Origin of the sequence: Shewanella sp. GD03713, from assembly GCF_029843705.1 — a bacterium.
Lineage (GTDB): Bacteria > Pseudomonadota > Gammaproteobacteria > Enterobacterales > Shewanellaceae > Shewanella.
Map to the genome: position 1 here is coordinate 3,467,487 of NZ_JAOCIW010000001.1, position 26,459 is coordinate 3,493,945.

The 26,459-nt window shown below is 48.1% G+C and carries 26 protein-coding genes, 1 pseudogene and 1 other annotated feature; of the genes and pseudogenes, 8 read left to right on the forward strand and 19 right to left on the reverse strand.

The window, feature by feature from the left end:
* Nucleotides 1–31: 31 nt before the first annotated feature.
* The 4 genes from N5E87_RS15230 to N5E87_RS15245 are packed head-to-tail and all read left to right on the forward strand — an operon-like array spanning nucleotide 32 to nucleotide 1,720.
* Complete coding sequence (locus N5E87_RS15230) at nucleotides 32–526, forward strand: GNAT family N-acetyltransferase (RefSeq protein WP_086903317.1); 495 nt, start codon at nucleotides 32–34, stop codon at nucleotides 524–526.
* Complete coding sequence (locus tag N5E87_RS15235; RefSeq protein ID WP_037415674.1) at nucleotides 526–876, forward strand: DMT family protein; 351 nt, start codon at nucleotides 526–528, stop codon at nucleotides 874–876. Before N5E87_RS15230 ends, N5E87_RS15235 begins: the two co-directional genes overlap by 1 nt.
* A 37-nt stretch (nucleotides 877–913) precedes the next feature.
* Nucleotides 914–1,171: a DUF2960 domain-containing protein gene (locus N5E87_RS15240; RefSeq protein WP_011626864.1), complete on the forward strand. Its 258-nt coding sequence runs from the start codon at nucleotides 914–916 to the stop codon at nucleotides 1,169–1,171.
* Nucleotides 1,172–1,210: 39 nt separating this feature from the next.
* Nucleotides 1,211–1,720, forward strand: a complete 510-nt coding sequence (locus N5E87_RS15245; protein WP_086903316.1) for an RDD family protein — start codon at nucleotides 1,211–1,213, stop codon at nucleotides 1,718–1,720.
* Nucleotides 1,721–1,828: 108 nt separating this feature from the next.
* Here the strand turns inward: N5E87_RS15245 and lptG are convergent, their stop codons facing one another.
* Together lptG and lptF are read right to left on the reverse strand one after the other, a co-directional pair.
* Nucleotides 1,829–2,887 (reverse strand): LPS export ABC transporter permease LptG, encoded by a 1,059-nt coding sequence (gene lptG, locus N5E87_RS15250; protein ID WP_086903315.1) that lies wholly within the window; start codon nucleotides 2,885–2,887, stop codon nucleotides 1,829–1,831.
* Nucleotides 2,884–3,996 (reverse strand): LPS export ABC transporter permease LptF, encoded by a 1,113-nt coding sequence (lptF, locus tag N5E87_RS15255; RefSeq protein ID WP_086903314.1) that lies wholly within the window; start codon nucleotides 3,994–3,996, stop codon nucleotides 2,884–2,886. The genes lptG and lptF overlap by 4 nt, the downstream gene beginning before the upstream one ends.
* Nucleotides 3,997–4,251: 255 nt before the next feature.
* Between lptF and pepA the strand changes: the two genes are divergently transcribed.
* Entirely contained in the window at nucleotides 4,252–5,760 is a 1,509-nt protein-coding gene (gene pepA, locus N5E87_RS15260) for a leucyl aminopeptidase (protein ID WP_086903313.1), read from the forward strand.
* Between the two features lie 176 nt (nucleotides 5,761–5,936).
* Nucleotides 5,937–6,055 (forward strand) — a sequence feature (Phe leader region).
* A gap of 37 nt (nucleotides 6,056–6,092) precedes the next feature.
* Complete coding sequence (locus tag N5E87_RS15265) at nucleotides 6,093–8,096, forward strand: chorismate mutase (protein ID WP_086903312.1); 2,004 nt, start codon at nucleotides 6,093–6,095, stop codon at nucleotides 8,094–8,096.
* 148 nt (nucleotides 8,097–8,244) lie between these two features.
* Here the strand turns inward: N5E87_RS15265 and N5E87_RS15270 are convergent.
* The 11 genes and pseudogenes from N5E87_RS15270 to ffh all read right to left on the reverse strand — a co-directional run bounded on the left by N5E87_RS15270 (nucleotide 8,245) and on the right by ffh (nucleotide 19,580).
* A pseudogene (locus N5E87_RS15270) lies at nucleotides 8,245–9,548 on the reverse strand (sodium:proton antiporter).
* A 45-nt stretch (nucleotides 9,549–9,593) separates the two neighbouring features.
* On the reverse strand, nucleotides 9,594–9,929 hold the full coding sequence (locus N5E87_RS15275; protein ID WP_011623581.1) for a hypothetical protein: 336 nt from the start codon (nucleotides 9,927–9,929) through the stop codon (nucleotides 9,594–9,596).
* 443 nt (nucleotides 9,930–10,372) lie between these two features.
* Complete coding sequence (locus N5E87_RS15280; protein WP_256657259.1) at nucleotides 10,373–11,500, reverse strand: hybrid-cluster NAD(P)-dependent oxidoreductase; 1,128 nt, start codon at nucleotides 11,498–11,500, stop codon at nucleotides 10,373–10,375.
* Nucleotides 11,501–11,566: 66 nt separating this feature from the next.
* Nucleotides 11,567–13,231: a hydroxylamine reductase gene (gene hcp / locus N5E87_RS15285; protein ID WP_086903311.1), complete on the reverse strand. Its 1,665-nt coding sequence runs from the start codon at nucleotides 13,229–13,231 to the stop codon at nucleotides 11,567–11,569.
* A 216-nt stretch (nucleotides 13,232–13,447) separates the two neighbouring features.
* Nucleotides 13,448–14,587, reverse strand: coding sequence for a bifunctional chorismate mutase/prephenate dehydrogenase (tyrA, locus tag N5E87_RS15290; RefSeq protein WP_086903310.1), 1,140 nt, complete (start codon nucleotides 14,585–14,587; stop codon nucleotides 13,448–13,450).
* Nucleotides 14,588–14,649: 62 nt separating this feature from the next.
* A complete protein-coding gene (locus tag N5E87_RS15295) occupies nucleotides 14,650–15,741 on the reverse strand; it encodes a 3-deoxy-7-phosphoheptulonate synthase (RefSeq protein WP_011623585.1) in 1,092 nt (363 codons plus the stop codon).
* 297 nt (nucleotides 15,742–16,038) lie between these two features.
* Complete coding sequence (gene rplS / locus N5E87_RS15300) at nucleotides 16,039–16,392, reverse strand: 50S ribosomal protein L19 (protein WP_006080791.1); 354 nt, start codon at nucleotides 16,390–16,392, stop codon at nucleotides 16,039–16,041.
* 34 nt (nucleotides 16,393–16,426) lie between these two features.
* Entirely contained in the window at nucleotides 16,427–17,173 is a 747-nt protein-coding gene (gene trmD, locus N5E87_RS15305; protein ID WP_011623586.1) for a tRNA (guanosine(37)-N1)-methyltransferase TrmD, read from the reverse strand.
* A gap of 15 nt (nucleotides 17,174–17,188) precedes the next feature.
* The gene (gene rimM / locus N5E87_RS15310) at nucleotides 17,189–17,719 is read right to left on the reverse strand and encodes a ribosome maturation factor RimM (protein WP_086903309.1); all 531 of its coding nucleotides are present in this window, start codon (nucleotides 17,717–17,719) and stop codon (nucleotides 17,189–17,191) included.
* A gap of 20 nt (nucleotides 17,720–17,739) precedes the next feature.
* Nucleotides 17,740–17,988, reverse strand: a complete 249-nt coding sequence (gene rpsP, locus N5E87_RS15315; protein ID WP_011071566.1) for a 30S ribosomal protein S16 — start codon at nucleotides 17,986–17,988, stop codon at nucleotides 17,740–17,742.
* Nucleotides 17,989–18,206: 218 nt separating this feature from the next.
* Nucleotides 18,207–19,580 (reverse strand): signal recognition particle protein, encoded by a 1,374-nt coding sequence (gene ffh / locus N5E87_RS15320; RefSeq protein ID WP_011623589.1) that lies wholly within the window; start codon nucleotides 19,578–19,580, stop codon nucleotides 18,207–18,209.
* Nucleotides 19,581–19,868: 288 nt separating this feature from the next.
* Between ffh and ccsA the strand changes: the two genes are divergently transcribed.
* Nucleotides 19,869–20,657 carry a cytochrome c biogenesis protein CcsA gene (gene ccsA, locus N5E87_RS15325; RefSeq protein ID WP_011623590.1) on the forward strand — a complete coding sequence of 263 codons (789 nt, stop codon included), beginning with the start codon at nucleotides 19,869–19,871 and terminating at the stop codon, nucleotides 20,655–20,657.
* Nucleotides 20,658–20,758: 101 nt separating this feature from the next.
* Nucleotides 20,759–22,030 carry a CNNM domain-containing protein gene (locus tag N5E87_RS15330; protein WP_011717867.1) on the forward strand — a complete coding sequence of 424 codons (1,272 nt, stop codon included), beginning with the start codon at nucleotides 20,759–20,761 and terminating at the stop codon, nucleotides 22,028–22,030.
* A 65-nt stretch (nucleotides 22,031–22,095) separates the two neighbouring features.
* On the opposite strand, the gene N5E87_RS15335 is transcribed toward N5E87_RS15330, so the two are convergent.
* From N5E87_RS15335 to rnc, 6 genes are all read right to left on the reverse strand, one after another.
* A complete protein-coding gene (locus tag N5E87_RS15335; RefSeq protein WP_086903308.1) occupies nucleotides 22,096–22,632 on the reverse strand; it encodes an Mpo1-like protein in 537 nt (178 codons plus the stop codon).
* 169 nt (nucleotides 22,633–22,801) lie between these two features.
* Nucleotides 22,802–23,185 carry a holo-ACP synthase gene (acpS, locus tag N5E87_RS15340; protein WP_011626879.1) on the reverse strand — a complete coding sequence of 128 codons (384 nt, stop codon included), beginning with the start codon at nucleotides 23,183–23,185 and terminating at the stop codon, nucleotides 22,802–22,804.
* Nucleotides 23,185–23,922 (reverse strand): pyridoxine 5'-phosphate synthase, encoded by a 738-nt coding sequence (pdxJ, locus tag N5E87_RS15345; protein ID WP_011626880.1) that lies wholly within the window; start codon nucleotides 23,920–23,922, stop codon nucleotides 23,185–23,187. Before pdxJ ends, acpS begins: the two co-directional genes overlap by 1 nt.
* Before the next feature lie 89 nt (nucleotides 23,923–24,011).
* Nucleotides 24,012–24,713 (reverse strand): DNA repair protein RecO, encoded by a 702-nt coding sequence (gene recO / locus N5E87_RS15350; protein WP_086903307.1) that lies wholly within the window; start codon nucleotides 24,711–24,713, stop codon nucleotides 24,012–24,014.
* 49 nt (nucleotides 24,714–24,762) lie between these two features.
* Complete coding sequence (era, locus tag N5E87_RS15355) at nucleotides 24,763–25,782, reverse strand: GTPase Era (protein ID WP_011623597.1); 1,020 nt, start codon at nucleotides 25,780–25,782, stop codon at nucleotides 24,763–24,765.
* Nucleotides 25,779–26,459, reverse strand: a complete 681-nt coding sequence (rnc, locus tag N5E87_RS15360; protein WP_011626882.1) for a ribonuclease III — start codon at nucleotides 26,457–26,459, stop codon at nucleotides 25,779–25,781. Before rnc ends, era begins: the two co-directional genes overlap by 4 nt.

The following is a 26,459-nucleotide window of genomic DNA, read 5'->3' on the forward strand; positions in this document are numbered from 1 at the left end:
TCACACTGTTTTGGACGGAAAAAGGTCGACCATGTTACTGCGTGCAATCACCCCAGAGGATTGGGATGCTATTTTACAGATCCAGGAAGAATGTTACTCCCAACTGGATCCTGAACCCCTGCATGTATTGCAAAGCAAGTGGCACGTCTCACCTCAATCCTGCTTTGTGTTTGAGGTGAATGAGGCGGTGGTGGGCTATTGCCTCGCCCATCCTTGGACCACCAATATGCCTCCCGCACTGTATGAGCCCATCACTGAGTTACCTAAAGCCGATACCTTGTATCTGCACGATATTGCCATCTCGGTAAAGGCCCAAGGTTTAGGCGCAGGCTCCAAAGCCCTAATGCGCTTAAAGCAACTCGCGGATCGCTTTAACTTAAGCTCCCTCTCCCTGGTCGCGGTACAAGGTGCCGATAGCTACTGGCGTAAAATGGGCTTTAAACCTAAAGCCATTGAGAAATGCCTTGGCAGCTATACCGACGATGCAATGTATATGATTTATAAGCTTAATCATCGAGAAGAATGATGAACCCCACCCTAACGACTATTGGTTTACTCTGTCTTAGCAATATTTTTATGACCTTTGCATGGTATGGGCATTTAAAATCCCTAGGCTCAAAGCCTTGGATTATTGCCGCCTTAGTCAGTTGGGGCATCGCCTTATTTGAATACCTACTGCAAGTGCCCGCTAACCGCATCGGCTACACAGTGATGAATGTCGGCCAATTAAAAATCCTGCAGGAAGTCATCACCTTAAGCTTGTTTGTGCCCTTCGCCTATTTCTACATGAAGGAACCGCTCAAACTCGACTATCTCTGGGCTGGCCTGTGTATCCTCGGTGCGGTGTATTTTATTTTTAGAAGCGAATTTAACTAATTCCAGACTTATTTCAGGACTTTTTCAGGAGAGAACCATGGCGCGTCAAGTGACTTACACCTTCAAAGGTGAGACGAAAACCATCGCCTTTAGTTATGATAAACACCGCGATTTATACGAAGCCGTGGCCGAAGCCGAAGGCATAGACTTAACCAAGTTTCTCGCGATGGAACAACAAATTGCCATGACCTCACGCAAAGGTGCCAAGGCCGAAAAAGACTATCGTAAGGTCGAGTTTGCGCGCTTTGGGTTTAGCAATATCCACTTTGTACGCGATGAAGAACCCGAGGCCTAAGCCTTATCGTCATTTATCCATTTAGAATTAGGATTGCAGATGTTAAATGCTGAACATGCTAACTTCCCCCGTGCAGGATTCTTCCGCCGCTTAGGGGCAATGATCTATGACCTGCTGCTCGCTGTAGCCGTGTATATGTTTGCTGGCGCCATCGGCTTTGGTATTTTCTTCGGACTCACATCCTCCGGCCTGATTAGCATGAATGGCTTTGAACATGTGTCCGACGCCCTCAATGGGATACCGATATACCATGGAATTTATCAACTCTGGTTAGTGCTCTGCGTAGGTACTTTTTATGCGCTTTTTTGGAGTAAGGGCGGTCAAACCCTCGGGATGCGCGCTTGGCGCCTTAAGATCCAACATCCTAATGGCCAAAACCTAAGCCTTATCACCGCCTATGCACGCATCGTCTGGTCATTACTCGGCATTGGTAATCTGTGGGTGCTGATCAACGACGATAAACTCGCACTACAGGATATGATGACCCGCTCAGAAGTGGTTGTGTTATCCAAGGAAGCCAACCAAATGCGCAATTGGCATGGTGCATAAAGCGTGGCGCTTAAAGCTAGCACCTAAGCCTCACAACCGTGACTGAGCTAACCTTGCCCCAATAAAAAACGACGCCATATGGCGTCGTTTTTTATTACCCGCGTTTTATCACCGCCGGATAAAGTAGAAGGCTATGCCTGTAAACAACAGACTCGGCGCAATGGCCCCCACGTAGGCCGGCAACTCATATACCATACTCATGGGGCCAAAGATCTCGTTACTGATATAGAAGCTAAACCCTGCCACCACACCGAGCAACACCCGCGCCCCCATAGTCACGGTCCGCAGCGGGCCAAACACAAAGGATAAGGCCACCAGCATCATCACCCCGACCGTCACAGGCTGCATCACCTTGCGCCACAGGGCTAATTCGTAACGGCTTGGGTCTTGGCTGTTATTTTTAAGGTAATCTAAGTACCCCATTAAGCCGCGAATCGATAAAGCCTCGGGCTTGACCGATACGACGCTAAGCTTGTCGGGCGTGAGACTTGAGCGCCAAATATCTTCATCTAAGTGTTCGAGCTTCACTTCGTCGTAGCTTAGGTCGGTACGCTTTACATCCATAAGATGCCAGCTGTCCTTACTGAACAAGGCACTCTTGGCATGCACAACATTCGTAAGCTTTAACTCACTGTTAAACTTATACAAAGTAATATTATTCAGCTTATCAATATCGGCGACTTCACCAATATTCACGAACAAATCACCATCCTTTGCCCAAATGCCTCGGTGGGATTTAATCAAACTGCCGCCGGAGAGTTTAATGGCTTGGAGTTCATTGGCCTTTTGCTCGGCCACTGGCGCGCCCCACTCTCCCAATGCCATCACCATCAACATCAATGGCACTGCGGTTTTCATCGCAGATAAGGTGATTTGCAACCGCGACATCCCCGAGGCTTGCATCACCACCAGCTCAGAGTTCGAGGCCAGCATCCCCATGCCGATCAGCGCGCCTAACAGCACCGCCATCGGAAAAAACATTTCAATATCGCGAGGCACGAGAAATAACACATAAATGCCCGCATCCATCATGGAGTAGGAACCTCGACCAACTAAACGCAGCTGGTCAACCCACTTGATGATGCCCGACAAGCCCGTCAGCACTAGCAAACACAGCGCCGAAGTGCTTAATAAAACTCTGGCGATATAAAGGTCTAAAATCTTCATGCGGCCACCTTTTTACGCGCCATTGCCGTCGATAAACGAGCAAATAAGGGTCTGTCTTTACCGAGGAGTAAAATCCCCATAATGAGTGCCGACAAATGGATCCACCACATGCCTAAATACTGTGGGATCACCCCATCCTGCAACGCTTTACGCCCCGCGACCATCAGGCCAAAGTAGCCAAGATATAACAGTACTGCGGGGAGCATTTTGGCAAACTTACCCTGGCGTACATTGACTCTCGCCAGCGGTACGGCAATGAGTGTCATGATAGGAATCGCCAACGGAATCGCTAAACGCCAATGGAACTCGGCCACGGCTTCAGGCCCTTCAACTTTCATCAATTCCGTCAGCGGTAAGGCAGAGAGTTTACGACGACGCTCATCGACCTGTTGCTCTTTGATTTGCATTTTATAACCACCAAATTCAATCATTTGGTAGTCTTTCTGTTGTGGGCTGCCCTGATAGCGCACCCCATCATTGAGCTGTAACTGCTGCGAGCCATTCTGATCTTCCAGTACCCGTCCGCTCTTAGCCACGACCACGTTGGTTAAACCAATTTCGTCATTTGGGTCTGGCAACTGAGCCACAAACACTTTATCCAGATCGTTATCCTTGCCGATACGCTCGACAAACAGCACTGCACGGCCGTTAGGACTCGCCTGAAAACGCCCCTGCACTAATGCAGCAAGGCCCGCCTCGGATTGAGCTTTCTCGAGCACTTGGTTTTGCTGCTCCTCGGCCCAAGGCGCGACATAGAGGGATAAATAGCCAGTAAACAACATGTTGATAACGGCGAGGATCAAAGTTACTCGGGTAACATACCATTCACTTACGCCAACACCGTGGAGAATGACCATTTCATTCTCGGCATACATGCGGCCGTGGGCCATGAGGATCCCAAGGAACAAACTTAAAGGTAAAACGAGAACAACAAGATAGGGTAAGTTGAGGCCTATCAAGGTGGCGATAAGAGAAGCAGGAAATTCACCGTCTGAGGCGTCGGCCAATATGCGCACGAAATGCTGGCTAATAAAAATAGTTAACAGTACGAAAAGTACTGCAATTTGCGCCTTTAAAACTTCTCGAATAAGGTATCTAAATACAATCACAGGTAGGATCCGGTCTCTAAACTTATCTTTTTGCTGGTAACAGACTAACTTTCATGTAAACTGTTTACTTTTGATAGTTTTCTGACCAGCTTCAGGGGTTCCTGGCAAACAATAAATGTCACGGATTTTTCACAAAAACGTGACTCAAGTGCCGAGAATAAATCACCTTTGGAGTAATAACTTAGGCCCTTTTCGGGACAAGCAGACATTATCCAATAAATATAAAAATTTGTCTTTAAGAATCTAGGAGTGCTCATGGAGTTTAGCGTAAAGAGCGGTAGCCCCGAAAAACAACGCTCAGCCTGCATCGTTGTCGGTGTTTATGAACCCCGCCGTCTATCCGGCATCGCCGAGCAATTAGACAAGATTAGCGAAGGTTATATCAGTAATCTACTGCGTCGCGGCGATTTAGAAGGTAAGCCAGGCCAAATGTTATTACTGCACCACGTTCCTAACGTATTGAGTGAACGAGTGCTGTTAGTCGGTTGCGGCAAAGAACGAGAACTAGACGAACGCCAGTACAAGCAGATCATCACTAAAACCATCAACACCTTAAATGAAACAGGTTCAATGGAAGCCGTGTGCTTCTTGACCGAGTTACACGTAAAAGGTCGCGATACCTATTGGAAAGTTCGCCAAGCGGTTGAAACGACCAATAGCAGTTTATATAGCTTCGATGCGCTTAAAACCCGTAAAGGTGAGACCCGTCGTCCGCTACGCAAGTTAGTATTTAATGTCCCAACTCGCCGCGAACTGACTTTAGGTGAGCGTGCGATTGAGCACGGCATGGCCGTTTCTGCCGGTATGCATTTATGTCGCGATGTGGCTAACATGCCGCCAAATATCTGTAATCCAGCCTATTTAGCCTCTCAAGCTCGCCAATTGGCCGAAGTTCACGAAAACCTGCATGTCACGACTGTGGGCGAAGAGCAAATGGCAAAACTCGGCATGAACTCTTACCTTGCCGTCGGCCGTGCCAGTGCCAATGAATCCATTATGACAGTAATGGAATACAAGGGTGCCGTTGACAGCACTGAGAAACCTATCGTATTGATTGGTAAAGGCTTAACCTTCGACTCCGGTGGTATTTCATTAAAACCAGGCGAAGCCATGGACGAAATGAAATACGACATGGGCGGCGCAGCTGGTGTTATCGGCACCATGAAAGCCATCTGTGAGATGAAGCTGCCAGTCAACGTCGTTGGTATTCTCGCGGGCTGTGAAAACATGCCATCGGGCAATGCTTACCGCCCAGGTGACATTTTAACCACAATGTCAGGTCAGACCGTTGAAGTCCTCAACACCGACGCAGAAGGCCGTCTGGTACTGTGTGACGTATTAACCTATGTTGAGCGTTTCGACCCAGAGCTGGTTATCGACACGGCAACACTGACAGGCGCCTGTGTGATTGCCTTAGGCAAACATGCCTCAGGCCTGTTCTCATCACACAACCCTCTGGCACACGAGCTACTCAATGCAGGTGAGCAGAGTGGTGACCGCGCATGGCGCATGCCACTGTGGGATGAATACCAGGATATGCTCGATAGCCCATTTGCCGACATGACCAACTTAGGTGGTCGTCCAGCGGGCGCGATTACCGCGGCTTGTTTCCTGTCTCGTTTCGCCAAGAAGTACAACTGGGCTCACTTAGATGTGGCGGGTACTGCCTGGAACAGCGGCGCGAATAAAGGTTCAACTGGTCGCCCTGTGCCCATTCTGACTCAGTTCCTGATCAATCGTGCTGGCGTAGAATTAGGCGAATAATCGCTAACAACACTGAAAAGGCGAAGAATTTCTTCGCCTTTTTTATTTGGCTCGAAGGCGAAATGACGATTGGCTCAGGCATAATTGCAGCCTAGCAACGCGAAGATGAAAGAAAATCGCGATTGAATAATTTTTGATTGACAGCCACGCCCTCGCCCTTTAGTTTTACTCCCTATGAAAACAAATACCGCAGCTTTTTTTACTTTCTTTTTTACACCCCCACTCTAGGAGGCGGATTTACTGTGTAAAAACGAAAGTAAAAATCCAAAGCCTCCCACTGGGAGGCTTTTTCGTCTTAAACGCTCGATAATACGGTGGCAAATGAGGTCAGAATGCAAAAACCACAGCCTTTAAATCAAACGCGAGAACAAATTACTCACCTCGACAATGAGCTTCTCTCGTTACTCGCCGAACGTCGACGCCTAAGCCTTGAAGTGGCCCGCAGTAAAGAAGTGGATGTGAGACCCATTCGCGACACCCAAAGGGAAAAAGAACTGCTGGCAAGATTAGTCACAGCTGGTCGAGAAAAAGGCTTAGATGCCCATTACGTGATCTCACTGTATCAAAGCATTATCGAAGACTCAGTCCTTAATCAACAGGCTTATCTCCACGGCCGCGCTAATCCAGAAACCCAAAAACAGCAGTACTGTATTGCTTACCTTGGCGCCCGCGGCTCCTACTCTTACTTAGCCGCCTCTCGCTATTGCCAACGTCGTCAGGTTGAGATGCTCGACTTAGGCTGCCAAAGTTTCGATGAGATTGTCCAAGCCGTTGAGTCAGGCCACGCCGACTATGGCTTTTTGCCGATTGAAAATACTTCGTCTGGCTCAATCAACGAAGTATATGATGTGCTGCAACATACGAGTCTGTCCATCGTAGGCGAGACGACTATCGAAGTCAGCCATTGCCTGTTGGGTAAACCGGGCAGCAAACTGAGCGATATCAAAACTGTTTATGCCCATCCGCAGCCAATTAGTCAGTGCAGCCGTTATCTGAGCCAGCACAAGGACTTAAGACTGGAATATTGCTCAAGCAGCGCCGAAGCGATGGAGAAGGTCAATCAATCTGCCGACAATAGTGCCGCTGCGATTGGTAGCACCGAAGGTGGCGCGCTGTACCAACTCGAGTCGATTGAGTCAGGCCTTGCCAATCAAAAGATTAACCAGAGCCGCTTTATCGTGGTGGCTCGAAAAGCCGTAGCCGTACCCGAGCAATTGCCCGCTAAAACCACCCTGATCATGGCCACTGGCCAAAAGGCGGGGGCGTTGGTAGAAGCCCTATTGGTACTTAAAGCGCATCAACTGAATATGAGCAAACTCGAATCTCGCCCTATTCCTGGTACGCCGTGGGAAGAAATGTTCTATCTGGATATCGATGCCAATATCTCCAGCGAAGCCATGCAGCAAGGGCTAAAGCAGCTCGAGAGGATCACGCGGTTTATCAAAGTATTAGGATGTTACCCCTGCGAAACCGTCAAACCGACACAACTCAGTAATAGCCAATTACTCATAGAGCCGAACACCTCAAAAGCTGAGGTGATAAGCACGGTAAGCCTTGAACCGTCGCCCTATCGCTTCAGTAGGGCGTACAAGGCGCAGGCGAGTGAAATTCACTGCGGCCCCTTTACCATTGGCGCTGGCCATATTGGTGCGATTGCCAAGATCACGCTGAGCAAAAGCCTGCTGCAGCAAGAGTCGTCACAGGCCGCCTTATCCGCCTTTGAGCGCAGAGTAAAACAGCTAAAAGAAGCGGGGTTTCAAGCGGTAATTTTAGACGGATGCCACTCACTCGCCTCGGCCGAAGCTATCATCCCTAAGCTGCGCCAAACCCTGCATCAGTATGATTTGCTTTGTGTTATCGCCATCGAACAGGCGACGAATATGCCATTGGCGACTGATAATGCCGACATGCTGTTCTTAACGGGCAAACAAATGTTTAATCAGGCTTTGCTGACTCAGGCAGGAACCTTGCCGATCCCGCTATTCCTCGAACGTAACGATATGGCAAGTTATGAGGAGTTTATGGCGGCAACGGAAACGATTTTAAGTCAAGGTAACCAACAGCTTATCCTATGTGACTCTGGCATTCGTACCTATAACAATGCCAACTTACCCACCTTGGATTTAGCAAGCCTTATCCAAATTAAGGCCAATAGTCATCTCCCCATAGTGATTAACCCTTGTTATGCCATCAGCGAAGATGCGCTGCCACTGCAAACTCAAGGGATTAAACAGCTGAAAGCCGATGGCCTAGTGCTGAATTGCCCCCTCGAAGAAGATAAAGCAAATGATTCATTAGCATTGATGGCCGAAGTCGTGAGGGAGTTGTATCGTTAATTTGAGCGTATAACGATACTGAGGAACATATACAGCCACGAATATCGTGGCTGTTTTGTTTAGAACTTAGGATTTATAGCTGTGTATTTAGGACTGTAGATTTAGCGCTTAGGGTTTGGTTTTACCCTAAAGGTTAAATCCAGCTAACCTAGGTCCGCTCAGGTGCAATCTGATGATTAGCCTCTGTTGCCACCGCATTACTGCGACGAATTAACCCCGTCATACTCGAGCCCTGCACTAGGATTGAAAATACCACCACAGCATAGGTCATCACGAGCAGTAGCTCACGCAGCTCGACACCGCTTTGTGAATCGATAATAACGCCCTCGGGTAAACTCATCGCCATAGCTAAGGCTAAACCGCCTCTGAGCCCACCCCAGATAAGTATCGACTCGGCATAGGGATTGTAAGACTTCACCAACCTAAATCCGATATAGGGCAAAAATACACTCACCGCCCGCGCCATCAATACCAGAGGAATAGCCACTAACATAAACCACCATAATGGCGCCTTAAAGGTGACGAGCAAGAGTAATAATCCCAGCAGAAGGAACAGCAGCGCATTAAAGAAGGATTCAATCAGCGACCAAAAAGTGTAGAGCTTTACCCGCTCATGGCGCACAAAATACTTAGGCACACTGTAGTTACCGATAATCATCCCCGCACTCACCATCGCCAGAGGCCCCGATACCCCTAACACTTCGGCGATGACATAACCCGCCGTCGGGATCAGCAAAGTGACCAGCATCAACTGGGTTTCTTCCTCACAGTAGCGAAAGAAATGGTGCAACAATACGCCGAGCACCGCGCCATAAACGACGCCCCCGAGCGCTTCTTGGACAAACAATAGCGAGATTTGCGAAAAGGTCAGTGGCTCAGTAGAAAAAGCCAGATGGGAGATGGCCACAAAAATCACCAGCCCTATGCCATCGTTAAAGAGCGACTCCCCTTCTACCTGAATAGCAATATCTTCGGGCGCGCCATCTTCTTCAGAATGGCTAACACGGCAATCGGATCTGTGGGTGAAATCAAGGCACCAAAGAGCAAGCAATGGCTTAAGGCCAAGGGTAATCCCAGCATGGGAGCGATGTAATAAAGCAAACCACCGACGATAAAAGTCGAGAGCAAGGTACTGACAAAGGCAAGAATGAGAATTTCCCATTTCTGATGCCTTAAGATTTTTAAGCGGATCTGCAATGCCCCGGCAAATAAGAGAAATCCTAACATGCCATTGAGCAATAGCGCCTGAAAGTCGAGCTTCTCCAACCCCGCCACAAAGTAACCATAAACATGGCCGCCAAGCGCTTTACCCCCCAGTAAAAGCAACAGGCTCATGCCCAACGCCAATGCGGTAATGGCGACGGTTTCTTGCAGCTTATGTAAACGCGAGGATGCCACAGACGTGACTAAGGCTAACGCACAGAGAATACAGAGAATTTGATAACTAGTCATAAGAGTCTCTAATCACCCTAAGATGAAGAGACTCTAGCACAAGTTTTAGACTTCTAAACCATCCAACAGACTTAACCAGCCTTTAATAATCCGATGGCAAAACCAAATAATACCAAAGAGATAAATCGAAAGACTGAGCCAAGTGATGGGCAGACAATAGCCCAATACTAACAGACCAAGAAATATCACATTGGAGTGACGTTGCCAGCGTAGATGTGATGCCAGCAAGGCATTACCTTGCGTATGTCGTTGAGACAAGTTGATAAATAGACTCAACAACACCGGCAGCAGTAACAGCGGGAAGCCTGACATTAAGGCGTAAAGCAAATGGCCTAAGCTGCGATCTTCAATTTTTGCGGCATATGTGGTTGTCGTTGTCATTGAGAGACTCCAGCCAGACGATGGGACAGGGCGTTACTCCGCCCTCGTCTTTAACCTTACGTTCTCGCAGACATAATCGCAACTAAGGCGCAAAAATATTTCCACGCAAGATCTTTTAAACCACCGATTTTTGAATCAACCTATGCCCTTCAAAGACTAGGGCCTATTGACGTTTCGAGATTAGATTTTGTTCGTTCTGGCAAGCACCTGCTCGCGAAACGAGGAATGATGTGTCGTTATTCTACTCAAATGACGAGCAGCTCTTATGACAGAAAGTAAGAGCAAGGGCTTGCCAGACAAACCCTTCGGGCAGCATTTGACTGACGTTTCTGCGGCGTTATCGTCCGTTTATGTAGAATAACTACACTGCACGGACTTTGCCTTGCATAAAAGCTAGCCAAATTGCCGCAAAAATAACCCTGAAACGTCAACACGCCCTAATGTCAGGTCAGAGACAGCGTCACATCCGATTTGAGTTTAGTCGAGCAAGCTAACACATATCCAGCTTCGATTTCGTTAGGTGTTAAGGTCATACTGCTTGTGGACTCAGTCTCCCCTTCGAGCACTTGGCATTTGCACGCGCCGCATACGCCCGAACGGCAGGCCGCAATAATCGGTAAGCCTTCGGCTTCAATCCCCTCAAGCAAGGTTTGCTCGGCCGTTAAAGCCCGCTTTTTATCGCCAATGGATAACATAAAGCTGTTACTGCCACTCACTGCCGCTTCAGTCTGCATTTCTGCCTGTTTTACGCGGGATTGCGCCTCTTTCACCGCAGTGGCAAAACTCTCGTGATACAGCTGAGTCATATCGAAGTTAAGCTCAGCTAGAATCGTTTTGACCGCCTGCATATAAGGCTCTGGGCCGCACAAAAACACGGTTCGCTCGGCAAAATCGGGCACTAAATCTCGTAGATTATCGGCACTTAAACGGCCGACATCATGTAATACCGCCTCGGGATGCCAAGCCGTGTCAGCGGTGACATCCTCAACAATATAACGCAACTTAAAATCTCGATGGCGCGTTGCCATGGTCTCTAATGAGGTTTTAAAAATAATATCGGCCTGGGTGCGAGCGCTGTGCACAAAGGCAATGTCGGCATTCATTTGGCTGTCGGTCAAATAACGCGACATCGAATACATGGGCGTGATCCCACAGCCTGCACTCAAAAATAGGTATTTTTTGGCAGGAATATCAAACAGATTAAACTGCCCCGTTGGCGGTAAGACGCGTACCGTTTGCCCCGGCTGTAAATGATCAATCAAGTAATTCGACACCAGTCCACCATCGACTCGCTTAATGGTTAACATTAAGGAGTAAGGTCTCGAAGGGGTTGAGGACAAGGTGTAACTGCGGCAAGCCTGCTCACCGTTGATCTCTAGCACTAAGGTCATAAATTGCCCCGGCTTATAATCAAACTTCATCGGCTCACCGGCTTGAAAGCGAAAACTCACCACATCGGCGGTTTCGTTCCAGCGCTCCACACACACTAACTGGCTAAAACCCACAACACTTGCAGGCGCAGAAGATAAAGCGGGACTTGGCATGATATTTTGCATAGTACTGATATTCATCGTCTTTGTATCCATAACACTGCGGCTTTAGCGCGAAAGCCGCAGTGACTCCATGCATAAATCGGCCTAGGCCACGTTCAACATGGTCTTCAGATCGGCTTCAACTGTGGTGGTGTTACGCAGGCCAAATTTTTCTTCCAAAATTTTGGCAAGATTAGCCGTTAAAAACGCCGGCGGTGTTGGGCCGGTGCGGATGTTTTTCACCCCGAGCGACAACAGCGTCAGTAGCACGACAATGGCTTTTTGCTCAAACCATGAAAGCACGAGGTTCAATGGTAATTCATTGATATCGCATTCAAAGATTTGTGATAGTGCAATAGCTAACTGAATAGCCGAATAGGCATCGTTACATTGGCCAATGTCGAGTAAGCGCGGAATACCGTTGATATCGCCAAATTCCAGCTTGTTGAATTTGTACTTACCACAACCCAAGGTCAGGATGACGGAATCCTTTGGCGCCGATTTCGCTAAATCGGTGAAATAACTCCGCTCCGACTTATCACCATCACAACCTCCGACTAAGAAGAAGTGTTTGATAGAACCGTTTTTGACGTTTTCCACCACAGTCGGCGCTGCGGCCATTAAGGCATTACGGGCAAAACCTATGGTGATATTGTGTGGAATTTCATCGTATTGGAAGCCATCGAGTGCGAGCGCCTTGTCGATTACAACTGAAAAATCATCCCCAATTACATGGGTCACACCAGGCCAACCCACGATACTGCGGGTAAAGATACGGTCGCTATATTGGCCCACATTAGGGTCGATAATACAGTTTGAGGTCATCACTACAGCGCCGGGGAAATTAGCGAATTCTTTTTGCTGGTTCTGCCATGCACTGCCGTAGTTACCCACTAAATGGGCATATTTTTTAAAGGCAGGATACGCAAGCGCAGGCAGCATTTCACCATGGGTATAAACATTAATGCCCTTACCTGCAGTTTGCTCGAGGATAAGCTCTAAGTCCTTCATATCATGGCCAGAAACCAGAATCGCTTTTCCTTTAACGGGTTTAGTGTTGACGACCGTCGGTTCAGGATGACCAAAGGCTTCGGTCTCGCCCGCATCGAGCATGGCCATGATACGGTAGTTCAGCTGACCAATATCCATGGCTGTAGTGAACAGTTTATCGGCATCGACACTCGGCTCACCAAGAAACGCCATGATCTCATGGAAGCGACCTGCAATCTCAGCATCGGTTTTACCTAATACACGGGCATGCTCCATGTAAGCCGCCGCCCCTTTAAGGCCATATAAGCAAAGTAGTCTCAGCCCAAGGATATCTTCGTGGATCTCATTTTTATCTTTATTGAGTAAGGCGACTGGTGCTTGAGACAACATTTCAGGCTTGCTGGTACCCAGTACAAATTGCGCCACAGGAGGGAGCGATTCAGCCCGTTTACCCGCAATTTCACACGCCGCTTCATAGGCATTCTTTAAACTTTCACGGTACTCACTGGCCTGCTTGGCATAGGCGATGATGCGCTCATCATCGAAGTTGACGTTGGTTAAGGTCGAGAAAAAAGCTTTAGGAACAAAGGTATCCACCTCAGGGTTAATGACGCCCAGTTCACGCGCCTTAGTCGCATACACTGAAACTCCCTGCAGCATGTAGATTAACAAATCTTGCAGATCCGAGGTCGCGGCCAATTTGCCACACATGCCTTGGGCATAGCTACAACCGTTGCCAGCTGGGGTACGAATAGTTTGCTCACACTGAATACAAAACATGGATAGACTCCTAATTTAAATTCATGCTTTATTTTTGCATGTTTAAAATAAGTCTACCGAAACCGTAAATAAGCGATAGCCTTTTCTTGGTTCGAATGCGAAATCTTAGAGAGAGATCACCTTCAGCAATTGCTAATTAACAGGGTGAAATCAGCCTGAAAAACCTAAAAAAATGCCCATCAAAGATGGGCATTTTTATGGCTAACTCATTCATTATCAGTTTGTTTTCATATCACTGACCGATTGCAGCATCATGCGGCTTTCACGCTGAAACTGCGGAGCAAAATCACCAAACCATTTTGCAACCGTTTGGAACTGGCTGATAAACGCGTCCCTATCGCCCCGTTTCAGTAGCTCTAATGCTTCGCGGTAGTTATCCAAATAATCGCCAATCGCATGCTGGCTATCCTGCTGGGCAAAAATAATATCGGCATAGAGCTCAGGGCTTTGGGCAAACAAACGCCCTACCATGGCGAGCTCTAAGCGATAGATAGGTGAACTAAATTGCAGCAGGGTTTCAATATCCGCTTCTTCTTTGCAAAGATTCAAGCCATACACAAAGGTCGAGAAGTGGCGCATCGCCTGTACCAGCTGCATCGCATTGTCGTGACGTTCAGGCTCAGCTTCGACAATCCGTGCGCCCCAAATTCCAATTTGCTCGAGCAACCATTGGTATTTATCGGCTTCGCGGCCATGGCACACCACCACCACCTGCTTAGCCAAGCTGCCAACATCAGGGCCAAACATGGGATGAAAGCCGACAACGGGCCCCTTGTGAGCGGCCAACATGGCATTCATAGGTTCAGTCTTGATCGAGGTTAAGTCGGCTAAGATACATTCCTGCGGTAATTGGGTCAGTTTCTCACGGATAATGTCGCAGGTGATGGCGATAGGCACAGTCACCAATACCAATCCGGCATCGGCAAATAAAGTTTCCGCTTGCTGCCAGTCGTCTTTATCCAACACTTTGACCTGATAACCCGAGAGCGACAGCATTTGTTGGAACAGTCCACCAAGCTGACCCTTACCACCAACAATCACGACTGAACCGAGATCGTTTTTCACTTGCTTAAAGCCGACATCCTTCTCGTTGAGATAGGACTCACGCATCAAGCGGCGCAAAATATCTTCAATAAGTTGCGGCGCAATGCCCATGGTTTTGGCTTCTTCGCGGCGTTTTGCCAACATTGCCGCTTCACGTTGCGGCGCATAAATTGGCAGGCCTGCAGCGTGCTTAACCGTGCCCACCTGCGCGACTAAATCTAAGCGTTTACGCAGTAAATGCAGCAATTGCTGGTCGACACCATCGATGAGTCCACGAAGGTGTTCTAATTCAGTTGTGGTTTTTTCGTTCATCTTATCAGTCCACTACACACCTAAAATAAGGTGTTTAAACATTCGGCTCTTAAGATTGACTCTTAAGCATTGGCCACTTTGAGCATATCGAAACGCGTTGCTAATACCGAAGATAACTTCGATGCGCCCGCACGTAAAACGCTTTCGGTTTTTTCCCAATTAATACAGGAGTCTGTCACAGAAACCCCATAGGCCAATTCGCTCAATGGTTTATCACAACTCTGATTACCTTCATTTAAATGGCTTTCTAACATCACGCCAATGATGGATTTATTGCCGTTGTAAATCTGGGCAAATACATCTTCACACACGGGGACTTGCCTTGTGTAGTCCTTAGAAGAATTACCATGGCTGCAATCGATAATAAGGCGAGCATTGAGTTTGGCTTTATGTAACTGCGCTTCACACTCGGCAACGCTCTTTGCATCGTAGTTTGGCGTGGCGCCGCCACGCAGGATCACATGTCCATCTGGATTTCCCGCGGTTTGCAATAATGCCACTTGGCCCTGCTGGTTAATCCCCATAAATCTGTGGCTGCTGGCCGCCGATTTCAGCGCGTTAATTGCTACATCAAGCTTTCCATCTGTGCCATTTTTAAAGCCGACGGGCATAGATAAACCCGACGCCATTTCTCTGTGGGTTTGCGACTCAGTCGTGCGAGCACCAATGGCCGACCAAGTGACTAATTCCGAGATGTACTGTGGGCTGATAGGATCGAGCGCTTCGGTTGCCACAGGCAGTTCGAGTTCGGCCAGCCAAATCATCAGCTCACGGGCCATCTTTAACCCCTTCTCAACATCGAAGGACTCGTCCATATCAGGATCGTTAATCATCCCCTTCCAACCCACTGTGGTACGTGGCTTCTCAAAGTAGACTCGCATCAGGATGTAAAACTCATCGCTGAGTTCATCGTGTAATTTTTTAAGCTTTAAAGCGTATTCCTTGGCGGCATCGATATCATGGATAGAACAAGGTCCGGTGACGATAAGCACGCGGTTATCGCGCTTATGGACAATATCCGCCACGGTTTTGCGTGCATTGAGGATGTAACGATACGCGTGCTCAGAGAGTGGCAGGGCCGCTTTTAGCTCCTGCGGTGTAATAAGAACTTTCTCTGAACTGATGTGTACGTTATTGATCGTATCCTGTTGCATGCTTACCACCTAAAACTGAAGTCATATCCCCATGTGAGCAGGAATCTGGATCTCAAACTGCTGCGGGGAAGAATAAATAGCCGAGGCCACCATGTAACACTGTAACGCTACACCATTACAGCGAGCGACCAATATGCCTATTTATTGGCAGAAGATCAAGGAAGAATTTAACAAAATCGGCAGTTAACTCGAAACGCACTCGAAATGGCTAAATAGATAAACGTCAGACAACAAAAAACCGCCACGAGGGCGGTTTTCTGTGCGAACACTACGTCTTGTTTTCTGTAGCGGGTACTATTACTTAGTAGCCAGCTTTTCACGGATACGTGCAGATTTACCTGAACGATCACGTAAGTAGTACAGTTTGGCGCGACGAACGCGGCCACGACGCTTAACTTCAATGCTAGCGATCAGAGGGCTGTGCGTTTGGAATGCACGCTCAACACCTTCGCCATTAGAGATTTTACGTACTGTGAATGCAGAGTGCAGACCACGGTTACGCTTAGCAATTACAACGCCTTCGAAAGCCTGTAAACGCTCTTTATCACCTTCTTTAACACGAACCTGAACTACTACTGTATCACCAGCACCAAACGCAGGTACGTCTTGTTTCATTTGCTCATCGTTGAGCATTTTAATGATGTTGTTCATAACTTACTCCGTTCTAGAATTAACTGAGCTACGACTAAGCATTCTTGTCCATTGCTTCAACGAACTGCGCTAAAAGAGTCGATTGTTCGTCAGTCAGAGCTAGATTTTCAAATAATTCTGGCCGTCTTAGAAAAGTCCTACCAAGGCTTTGCTGCAAACGCCAGAGTCTAATTTGTTCGTGGTTGCCACTTAGCAGTACTGCGGGTACATCGAGTCCATCTAAGCTTTCAGGGCGCGTGTAATGAGGACAGTCCAGTAAACCGTCGGAGAAAGAATCTTGCTCCGCCGAAGCTTGTTTTCCTAGCACGCCAGGAACCAATCTCGATACTGCATCTATCAAGGTCATTGCAGGTAATTCGCCGCCCGAAAGCACGTAATCCCCAACAGACCATTCTTCATCCACTTCCGTTTGAATGATGCGTTCATCAATACCTTCGTATCGACCACACACCAAAATCAACCGGGATGATTCAGCCAACTCAGTAACGCCTTGCTGATCCAGCTTGCGTCCTTGAGGTGACAAGTAAATCACCTTTGCCTCTTCGCCTGCCGCCGCTTTCGCAGCATGGATGGCATCGCGTAAGGGTTGCACCATCATCAACATACCGGGACCACCGCCGTAAGGCCTGTCATCTACCGTACTGTGTCTATCATGGGTGAAATCGCGAGGATTCCACGTGTGCAACTCAAGCAGACCGTTCTTCACGGCACGACCCGTAACCCCAAAGTCTGTTACGGCACGAAACATTTCTGGGAACAGGGTTATTACCCCTAACCACATATGTTGTACCTCGACTTAAAAGTCAGGATCCCAATCCACTAAAATCTGTTTACCTTGGACATCCACCTTTAAGATGAATTGCCCTGGGACAAAGGGAAGCATACGTTCCACTTTGCCGAAGCTATCTTTCGCGTTGGCTTTCACTAAGAGCACGTCGTTCGAACCGGTTTCCACGATTTGATCGACAACACCCATGTTATAGCCATTGGTATTAATCACTTCACAACCGATGAGGTCACGCCAATAGAACTCGTCTTCTGGCAATGCGTTCATCTGCTCTGGCAGGATCCCAATTTCGCAATTGGTGAGCATTTGTGCTCGCTCCCGCGTGGTGACACCTTCAAGCTCGGCGACAACCGCCTTGCCTTGGTAACGCCACTGAATGACTTTTACTTCACGCCATTCACCATTTTCTTTAATAAGCCAAGGTGAATAGTCAAAGATACCTTCAACAGAATCGGTATAGGCGGTGATTTTCAGCCAACCTTTAATGCCATGACAGGAGCCTAATTTCCCCAGTACGACTGGCTGTTGGTTACTGCTCATCAATCTATACCTTAACGCTATTAAGCAGCTGCTTTAGCGTCTTTGATCAATTTTGCTACGCGATCAGTTGTCGCAGCGCCGTTCGCAACCCAGTGCTCAACGCGAGCTAGGTCTAAACGTAAAGTTTCTTCTTGGCCACGAGCCAATGGGTTGAAGAAACCAACACGCTCAATGAAACGACCGTCACGAGCGTTACGGCTGTCAGCAACAACGATGTTGTAAAATGGACGCTTTTTAGCGCCACCACGAGCTAAACGAATGGTAACCATGCGTTTTCAATCCTCTAATGATTTGCTTGAAGCAAAAATAAAAACTGGAACCCCGTGTTCGCGAAGAGTCCCAGATAGAAAGCCGGAAGATTTTACCTGACTTTTCAACGAATGCAACCAAATCTGGCGATTATTAAACCTGCCTTAGGATTGCCCGCTTCATTTCAAATAGAATCAACCAACTGATAAAACATCAACTTTGATGAAAATCGCTAGAATTAACGACCAGGAAATTTCATTCCACCAGGCATCATGCCACGCATTCCGCGCATCATCTTCTGGATGCCGCCCTTGGCCGACATCTTTTTCATCATCTTTTGCATTTGGGTAAACTGTTTCAATAAACGGTTAACGTCTTGAATTTGCGTACCAGAACCCGCAGCGATACGGCGCTTACGTGAGCCCTTGATTAAATCGGGGTTTTTACGCTCTTTGGCCGTCATTGAGTTAATGATGGCTTCCATTTGACGCGTCATTTTACCGTCTTGGATTTGCGCTAAGGCATCCGGTGGCAATTGACCCACACCGGGCAGCTTTTCAATCATGCTCATCATGCCGCCCATGTTTTTCATCTGCTGTAGCTGCTCGCGGAAATCTTCGAGATCAAAACTGCCGCCCTGCTTCACTTTAGAAGCCAGCTTCATCGCCTTGTCTTTATCGACACCGCGCTCAACTTCTTCGATAAGCGATAATACGTCGCCCATGCCGAGAATACGTGAGGCGATACGGTCGGGATGGAAAGGCTCTAGGGCATCGGTCTTCTCGCCGACACCGAGGAATTTAATCGGCTTGCCGGTAATGTGGCGAATCGATAATGCCGCACCGCCGCGCGCATCACCGTCGACCTTAGTTAAAATCACACCGGTGAGCGGCAGCGCTTCGTTAAAGGCTTTGGCCGTGTTTGCCGCGTCTTGACCCGTCATGGCATCGACCACGAACAGTGTCTCAATCGGTTTAACCGCCGCGTGAAGCGCCTTGATCTCATCCATCATGGCTTCATCGACGTGCAGGCGACCCGCGGTGTCGAGGATCACCACATCGATAAATTTGAGTTTAGCGTGGGCAATGGCCGCCTTGGCGATATCGATTGGCTTTTGGCTCACATCCGATGGGAAGAACTCCACATCGACTTCAGTCGCTAAGGTTTCAAGCTGTTTAATCGCCGCAGGACGATAAACGTCGGCGCTGACGACGAGTACCGATTTTTTATGGCGCGTACGCAGCAATTTACCCAGTTTGGCAACGCTGGTCGTTTTACCCGCGCCTTGAAGACCTGCCATCATCACCACGGCTGGCGGCTGAGTGGCTAAATCCAGAGCTTGGTTTGCCTCGCCCATGGATTTTTCAAGTTCACTTTGAACAATCTTAATAAAGGCTTGACCAGGACTTAAGCTCTTCGCCACTTCCTGACCAACGGCACGTTCTTTTACATTGTTAACGAATTCACGCACCACAGGCAGGGCAACATCGGCCTCCAGCAGCGCCATACGCACTTCGCGCAGGGTTTCCTTAACGTTTTCTTCGGTTAAGCGACCACGGCCACTGATATTCTTCAGCGTGCGTGACAGTCTGTCGGTTAGATTCTCAAACATCGTCCTGCTCTATACCTTTAGGATCTCGATTAATGGGCTGTATTATAACGATGCGGGCGCATTATGCTACTGCTATGCCCTACTTGCGTTAACTTCGGCAACTAACCTGCTTTAGGTCATATTTTGCGATTCGCCTACGACTATTTACCTCTAACAATAAGAATCTGCTAAATTTTGCAACTTATGTCACTGCCCATTTGCCGACGGCTCATGTTATTCTAGGCAAAATATTGATCTGTATGCCCCGTTTTTAAGGCACCATTAACAACACGAATAGGTTAATTACCCATGGTCATTTTTTCTGCCTCAGCCATGTTTTTTTATTGCATTGCATTGGTATTAGTGACAAGTCGACTGTTCCACCCTGAAGGTCCTAATCGAAAGGCCGTTGCCGGTGTCGCCGCCATCGCCGTGATTTTGCACGCTGCAGCCCTTTCTCAAGCGATGTTTACGACCGATGGGCAAAACTTCAGCCTCACTAATGTGATCTCGTTAGTGAACTGGATCATCGCCTTCACCTTTACCGTGATGATGTTTAGGCTAAAAGTGATTGTGGTTGTACCCGTGGTTTACGCCTGCTCTGTGCTCTCTGTAGCCCTACTCTGGTTATTGCCACCTAAGTTTATTACTCACTTTGAGCTGTACCCTGAGGTCTTGGCCCACGTTGTGCTCTCTCTCATGGCATACAGCGCCCTGATGATCGCTGCCCTGTACGCGATTCAGTTGGCGATGATCCAAAATAAACTCAAGAAAAAACAATTAATGCTAAGCCCAGGCATTCCGCCGTTGATGACGGTAGAAAAGCAGCTCTATCATCTTGTAATTATTGGGGTGATTTTATTGAGTTTATCCCTCGCAACAGGCTTTATCTTCCTCGATGATATGTTTGCCGATGGCAAAGGCCATAAGGCGATTCTGTCTATCATCGCGTGGTTTGTGTATATCGCCATGCTATGGCAGCAGTATTGGGTCGGCTGTAAAATTCGCACCGCGGTCATTTACACCTTAACCGGCGCGACCTTGTTATCCTTAGCTTATTTTGGCGCTCGGATTGTCAAAGAGTTAATTCTTAGTTAATAATTTCAAGTCAGCTTAGGCGCTTATTCCCTGAGCTGACTTGACACCCCGTTTATTTCTCGGTATCAACTTATACTTATCGGCCTGATTGGAGCCTATTTTTGGACGCTATATCGACAAGCGCACTCCTCATTTTTTTACTAGTGCTTATCCTTTGTTCTGCCTACTTTTCTGGTTCTGAAACCGCCATGATGACCCTTAACCGCTATCGGTTAAGACATCTCGCCTCAAACGGCCATAAAGGTGCCATACGTGCCCTCAAGTTACTCGAACGACCAGACCGCTTAATTGGCTTAATTCTGATAGGCAATAACCTGGTTAATATTCTCGCATCGGCCATTGCGACCATTATTGGTATGCGCCTTTGGGGCGATTTAGGCGTCGCGGTCGCCACAGGGGTGCTGACCTTAGTCGTATTGGTCTTTGCCGAAGTCACCCCCAAAACTATCGCAGCCTTAAACCCTGAACGCATTGCCTTCCCATCGAGTATTTTACTCATTGGTCTATCAACGATTTTTGCCTATGTCGTCACCAGCGTTAACTGGATAACCACAGGCATACTGCGCCTCTTTGGCATCAAAACCATCAGCAGCAGCGATGCACTTAGCCAAGAAGAGTTAAGGACGGTTGTACATGAGGCTGGCGCCTTGATCCCCCAACGCCACCAAGAGATGCTGTTATCGATTCTCGATTTAGAAAAGGTGACCGTTGAAGACATTATGGTACCGCGCTCGGATATCTACGCGATTAACGTCAACGATGATTTTAAATTTATCAATCGCCAAGTGATCCAAAGCCCACATACTCGAGTGTTGGTATACCGCGATACCATTGACGATGCCGTCGGCTTTATTCATCTGCGTGACGCACTGCGCCTGCAATCAAAAGAGCAGTTCAGTAAGTCCTCATTGCTCCGTGCGGTAAAAGAACTCTACTTTATTCCCGAGGGAACACCGCTCAATGTGCAATTGGCCAACTTTCAGCACAATAAAGAGCGTATCGGCCTAGTGGTTGATGAATACGGAGATATTCAAGGATTGGTGACGCTCGAAGATATTCTCGAAGAAATTGTCGGTGACTTCACCACCTCTATGCTCGCCACACCGAGTGAAGACATTACCGCCCAGCAGGATGGAAGCTACTTAGTCGATGCCAGTATCACTATCCGTGATTTGAATAAAGAAATGAAATGGGACTTCCCAACCGATGGCCCTAAAACCCTCAATGGCTTGATCTTAGAGTATTTAGAAGATATCCCCGCCGAAAACACTAGCCTTCGCCTAGCTGGTTATCCATTAGAAGTCATTGAAGTTGCTGACAATATGGTCAAAACAGTACGTATCATTCCGCAGCATTATCAGTCACCGCGCTAACGTTCCCAGATAAAAAATCGGCTGAATCCAAATGGAATCAGCCGATTTCCTTCTCCCCCAAGAAATTATTTAACGCTTTGCATCTTTAGACGTGCTTCGAGCGCCCTGCGCTTCTCGATAGCGATAGGTGTAATCTCGGCATCTAACGCCTTTTCTAACCCCAAGATAAAATACACTTCGGCCATCAAGAAAAATGGACCTATTAGTAGTTGATTTAAATCGTCCACAAAAGCGGGTTTAGCCTTCTCGTATTGGTGGCCAATCAATTGGAAAATCCATCCCACGATAAATACCGATATAGCCAACCAGAAGGCGTTGGGAGAGTCTGCCATGAGCTCAGTGGTATAAACGACGGGGGCGATAAATAAAGCTAGGCCAATCGCTAACTTTGCATGTAAGCGAAAGTAATAAACCAGCACACCTGCCCCTAAAATCACACCTAAACTCACATCGCCCGCACTGCCAAGTGGAATACGGATAGTCGCCAGCAATAGGAAAGCAGACCATATAATCAATGGAATACCAACGAAATGGGTAAGTATGTTGCGCTGATTTAAATGCACACTCTTATAGGTTGATAGCTGCTCTACGGCGGATTTCATCTGGGGCTCCTTTTGCTGTGTCCCTGCAAATTAGTGTCTAGATACCACTTTTGACCTAACCTAGCCCAAAAATGCGAAACTGAACAGAAAAAAGTAACAAAAATGTTGCCATGCAATTTGAACAATAAAAAAGGGAGCTAAGGCTCCCTTTGTGCTAATGGGCTAGAAACTAGCGCGATTCGAGGATTACCGTCGCAATGGCGTAGGATTTTTCATCCGCGATTGAAATGTGTCCAACCACGCCGTTGAGCAAAGCTAAACGCTGCTGTGCCCCTTGTGTAAAATCAATCGTCGGCGCACCATCGGGCGTATTCCCGATATGGATATGCTGAAAAGATACCCCTCGACCAATTCCCGTCCCCAAGGCCTTAGCTGCGGCTTCTTTGGCGGCAAAGCGTTTAGCCAAATAACGGCTCGGTTGGCTATGCTGTTGATAGATTTCGAACTCAGCCTCCGTGAGTACACGTTTAGCCAGCTTATCGCCGGAACGTGCCACATGGGCCGTGATACGCTCGATTTCAACTATGTCAGTGCCAAGCCCAACGATTGCCATTATTCGCCTCGACGACCTTCTAACATCAGCGCTTTCATGTCTTTAACCGCTGTCGCTAATCCATCAATGGCCGCACGCGCGACAATGGCATGGCCAATGTTGAGTTCATACAGCTCAGGGATCGCCGCAATCGGCTTAACATTGTGATAATGCAGCCCGTGGCCCGCATTCACGACTAAGCCTTTGCCATGGGCGTATTTCGCCATTTCGCTGATACGCGCAAGCTCTTTGGCCTCTTCCTCAGCTGTTTTAGCGTCGGCATAGCAACCGGTATGGATTTCGATAAGTGGCGCGCCAGAGGCAACTGCGGCATCGATTTGCGTCTTATCGGCATCAATAAACAGTGACACTTGAATACCATTGGCGGCTAAACGGCTTACAGCTACAGTGATTTTATCTAATTGACCAGCCACATCTAAACCGCCCTCAGTCGTCACTTCTTGACGTTTTTCAGGGACTAAACAAACGTAGGTTGGTTTGACTTCGCAGGCGATGTTGAGCATTTCTTCAGTCACTGCACACTCAAAGTTCATCCGCGTCTTTAAGGTTTTTGCCAGCAGATACACATCGCGGTCGATAATATGACGTCTATCTTCCCGTAAATGAATCGTGATACCGTCGGCACCCGCATGCTCGGCAACCGCAGCCGCATGGACAGGATCGGGATAACTGGTGCCACGGGCCTGACGCAGGGTCGCAATATGGTCGATATTAACACCCAATAAGATACGGCTCATCGGGAACTCCTTTATGTTTGTAAGGCTAGAATTAACGCTGATTTGCGCCCTATTGTACTGGGACAGACAGTAAAAAACAGGAGCTAGGGCTAATTATTCCCATCTCTGCTAGAGGCTGTTGCTTGAATAAACAACTGCCTGCTCACCAGCGGCTTATTTCCGAGCAGGGGGTGCAGCATAGAGCGCATCAACCGTTTAGCCTCTAAAAACTGCTCTTGCAACAATTGATTATCGTTAAGCGCGGTTAACATCGCGCCTTGATAGGTATGCTTTGCCCTGCTGTTCAGCACAAATTGAAAACCCAGTTCTGGCACGAGTTGATAGTAATGTTCAGGGATCAGCGGTTCGCCTTGGGTATCGCGAATAAGGGATGGCATGGCCCCAAGTTCCCGCAAGAGCGCCAGCTCAAGGTACCGCAGCTTCGATTCACAAAACTGCGCCGCAAGTCCTACTAAGGCTTGGTGGTAGATGAGAAATAACGCCTCGGCATTATGGTGAACCGACAGAGTGCGCATCAGCAATTCATTGATATACATGCCGGCATACAGGCTATAACCCGATAAAGGCACGGCTGGCGCGGCCGCTTCAATTTGGCTGATGTTTTTGAGTTCAGACTTACCGCTAAATTCAAAAATCAGCGGCTGAAAGGGCTGGAGGATACTTTTGATGGAACGTTTTCCACTCCCGACTCGCGCGACAGCATCGACACGACCAATACCGTCAACCAAGAGATTGACCAGCGCGCTAGACTCCCGGTAAGGGCGATGATGCAAAACATAGCCCCGTTTCATCGGTCTGCGCGCTCGTTCATGGTCAGGCTCGGCCTATTATTAGTAACAATTAATCGTCACCGTAACCTAAGCTTCGCAGGGCGCGCTCATCATCGGCCCAACCGGATTTGACCTTCACCCACACCTCGAGGAACACTTTGTTATCAAACAAGGTTTCCATATCGAGGCGCGCTTGCGTAGCGATGGTACGAATGCGCTCACCTTTGCTACCAATCACCATCCGCTTTTGGCCTTCGCGCTCGACCAAGATCAGGGCGTTGATTTGATAAACGCCGTTTTCCATCATCTTAAACTGCTCAATTTCAACCGTCGCATCATAGGGTAATTCATCACCTAAAAAGCGCATCAGTTTTTCGCGGACAATTTCAGAAGCCATAAAACGTTGCGAACGGTCGGTCACATAGTCTTCGGGGAAGAAGAAGGGATTCTCGGGCAGAGACTCCGCCGCCATCTCTAAAATGCGCTTAACGTTGGTGCCCTTACTGGCTGAAATCGGCAGGATCTCATCGAAGGGATACTTCTTGGCCACTTCTTCCAAATAAGGGAAAAGAGCTTCTTTGTCTTTGATATTATCAACTTTGTTGATGGCTAAAACGGTTTTACGCTCTTCACCGCCACGGCGAAGTTTGCTTAATACCATCTCATCATCGGCGGTCCATGTCATACCATCGACCACAAAAATTACCATAGACACATCGGCAAGTGAGCTCGCCGCCGCACGGTTCATCAGACGGTTAATCGCACGCTGCTCTTCAATATGCAGACCCGGTGTGTCGATAAACACGATTTGGCGTGGACCATCGGTATGGATACCCATGATGCGATGACGCGTCGTTTGCGGCTTTTTCGAGGTAATACTGATCTTTTGCCCAAGCAAACGGTTCAGCAGGGTCGATTTCCCCACGTTAGGGCGCCCAATAATGGCCACCATGCCACAGTAGGTCACATCATAGTGAACTGACGGCGCCGCCGCGCTCGCTGCATTCATCCTTGCCAGTAATTCATCTAAGCTCGGCTCATTGCTCGCGTTAGCGGCATCGACAGCTGGCAAGTCTGTTTTTTTGGTCATTTCTTCAGTAACTCCAATACTTGAGCCGCGGCAATCTGCTCGGCTTTACGGCGCGAACTCGCTACGCCAATCACGCTTTCGCTCAAGTCATCTATACGACATTCAACGGTGAATGTTTGATCGTGGGCATCGCCTTCTATATTGATTACTTGGTAATCGGGTAGCGGCTTCTTTAACCCTTGTAAATATTCTTGCAGTAAGGTTTTAGCGTCTTTTTGATTCACGCCGGGTTGGATCTCGGCCAAACGCTCGGCGTACCAATGCAGTAGCAGCTTACGGCACACTTCGAGATCGGAATCTAAGTAGATTGCGCCGATAATCGCCTCGACCGCATCGGCTAAGATAGACTCACGTCTAAAACCACCGCTCTTTAACTCGCCGGGGCCTAAGAATAAATAATCCCCAAGCTTAAAGGCCTTAGCAATCAAGGTGAGCGTATCACCACGCACTAAGGTGGCACGCATCCGGCTCAAGTCACCCTCAGTCGCCTTAGGAAACTGATGGTATAAGGCGTCAGAAATCACAATCGATAAAATCGAATCGCCTAAAAACTCTAACCGCTCGTTGTGCTTATTTGCCGCACTTCTGTGGGTCAATGCCTGGGTGAGAAGCTCAAGGTTCTTGAACTCATAACCCAAAGTACGACACAAACGTGGCAAATTTTTAATCGGTTCCAT

What these genes read in the sequence shown, in the direction of transcription:
- tyrA (WP_086903310.1), bottom strand. Translation starts at nt 14,587, where the DNA reads ATGAACGAAAAAACCACAACTGAATTAGAACACCTTCGTGGACTCATC.
- N5E87_RS15265 (WP_086903312.1), top strand. Translation starts at nt 6,093, where the DNA reads ATGCAAAAACCACAGCCTTTAAATCAAACGCGAGAACAAATTACTCAC.
- N5E87_RS15235 (WP_037415674.1), top strand. Translation starts at nt 526, where the DNA reads ATGAACCCCACCCTAACGACTATTGGTTTACTCTGTCTTAGCAATATT.
- rnc (WP_011626882.1), bottom strand. Translation starts at nt 26,459, where the DNA reads ATGGAACCGATTAAAAATTTGCCACGTTTGTGTCGTACTTTGGGTTAT.
- pepA (WP_086903313.1), top strand. Translation starts at nt 4,252, where the DNA reads ATGGAGTTTAGCGTAAAGAGCGGTAGCCCCGAAAAACAACGCTCAGCC.
- acpS (WP_011626879.1), bottom strand. Translation starts at nt 23,185, where the DNA reads ATGGCAATCGTTGGGCTTGGCACTGACATAGTTGAAATCGAGCGTATC.
- rplS (WP_006080791.1), bottom strand. Translation starts at nt 16,392, where the DNA reads ATGAACAACATCATTAAAATGCTCAACGATGAGCAAATGAAACAAGAC.
- N5E87_RS15335 (WP_086903308.1), bottom strand. Translation starts at nt 22,632, where the DNA reads ATGAAATCCGCCGTAGAGCAGCTATCAACCTATAAGAGTGTGCATTTA.
- era (WP_011623597.1), bottom strand. Translation starts at nt 25,782, where the DNA reads ATGACCAAAAAAACAGACTTGCCAGCTGTCGATGCCGCTAACGCGAGC.
- ffh (WP_011623589.1), bottom strand. Translation starts at nt 19,580, where the DNA reads ATGTTTGAGAATCTAACCGACAGACTGTCACGCACGCTGAAGAATATC.
- hcp (WP_086903311.1), bottom strand. Translation starts at nt 13,231, where the DNA reads ATGTTTTGTATTCAGTGTGAGCAAACTATTCGTACCCCAGCTGGCAAC.
- N5E87_RS15280 (WP_256657259.1), bottom strand. Translation starts at nt 11,500, where the DNA reads ATGAATATCAGTACTATGCAAAATATCATGCCAAGTCCCGCTTTATCT.
- N5E87_RS15245 (WP_086903316.1), top strand. Translation starts at nt 1,211, where the DNA reads ATGTTAAATGCTGAACATGCTAACTTCCCCCGTGCAGGATTCTTCCGC.
- ccsA (WP_011623590.1), top strand. Translation starts at nt 19,869, where the DNA reads ATGGTCATTTTTTCTGCCTCAGCCATGTTTTTTTATTGCATTGCATTG.
- recO (WP_086903307.1), bottom strand. Translation starts at nt 24,713, where the DNA reads ATGAAACGGGGCTATGTTTTGCATCATCGCCCTTACCGGGAGTCTAGC.
- N5E87_RS15275 (WP_011623581.1), bottom strand. Translation starts at nt 9,929, where the DNA reads ATGACAACGACAACCACATATGCCGCAAAAATTGAAGATCGCAGCTTA.
- N5E87_RS15240 (WP_011626864.1), top strand. Translation starts at nt 914, where the DNA reads ATGGCGCGTCAAGTGACTTACACCTTCAAAGGTGAGACGAAAACCATC.
- lptG (WP_086903315.1), bottom strand. Translation starts at nt 2,887, where the DNA reads ATGAAGATTTTAGACCTTTATATCGCCAGAGTTTTATTAAGCACTTCG.
- trmD (WP_011623586.1), bottom strand. Translation starts at nt 17,173, where the DNA reads ATGTGGTTAGGGGTAATAACCCTGTTCCCAGAAATGTTTCGTGCCGTA.
- pdxJ (WP_011626880.1), bottom strand. Translation starts at nt 23,922, where the DNA reads ATGAGCCGTATCTTATTGGGTGTTAATATCGACCATATTGCGACCCTG.
- N5E87_RS15230 (WP_086903317.1), top strand. Translation starts at nt 32, where the DNA reads ATGTTACTGCGTGCAATCACCCCAGAGGATTGGGATGCTATTTTACAG.
- rpsP (WP_011071566.1), bottom strand. Translation starts at nt 17,988, where the DNA reads ATGGTTACCATTCGTTTAGCTCGTGGTGGCGCTAAAAAGCGTCCATTT.
- rimM (WP_086903309.1), bottom strand. Translation starts at nt 17,719, where the DNA reads ATGAGCAGTAACCAACAGCCAGTCGTACTGGGGAAATTAGGCTCCTGT.
- N5E87_RS15295 (WP_011623585.1), bottom strand. Translation starts at nt 15,741, where the DNA reads ATGCAACAGGATACGATCAATAACGTACACATCAGTTCAGAGAAAGTT.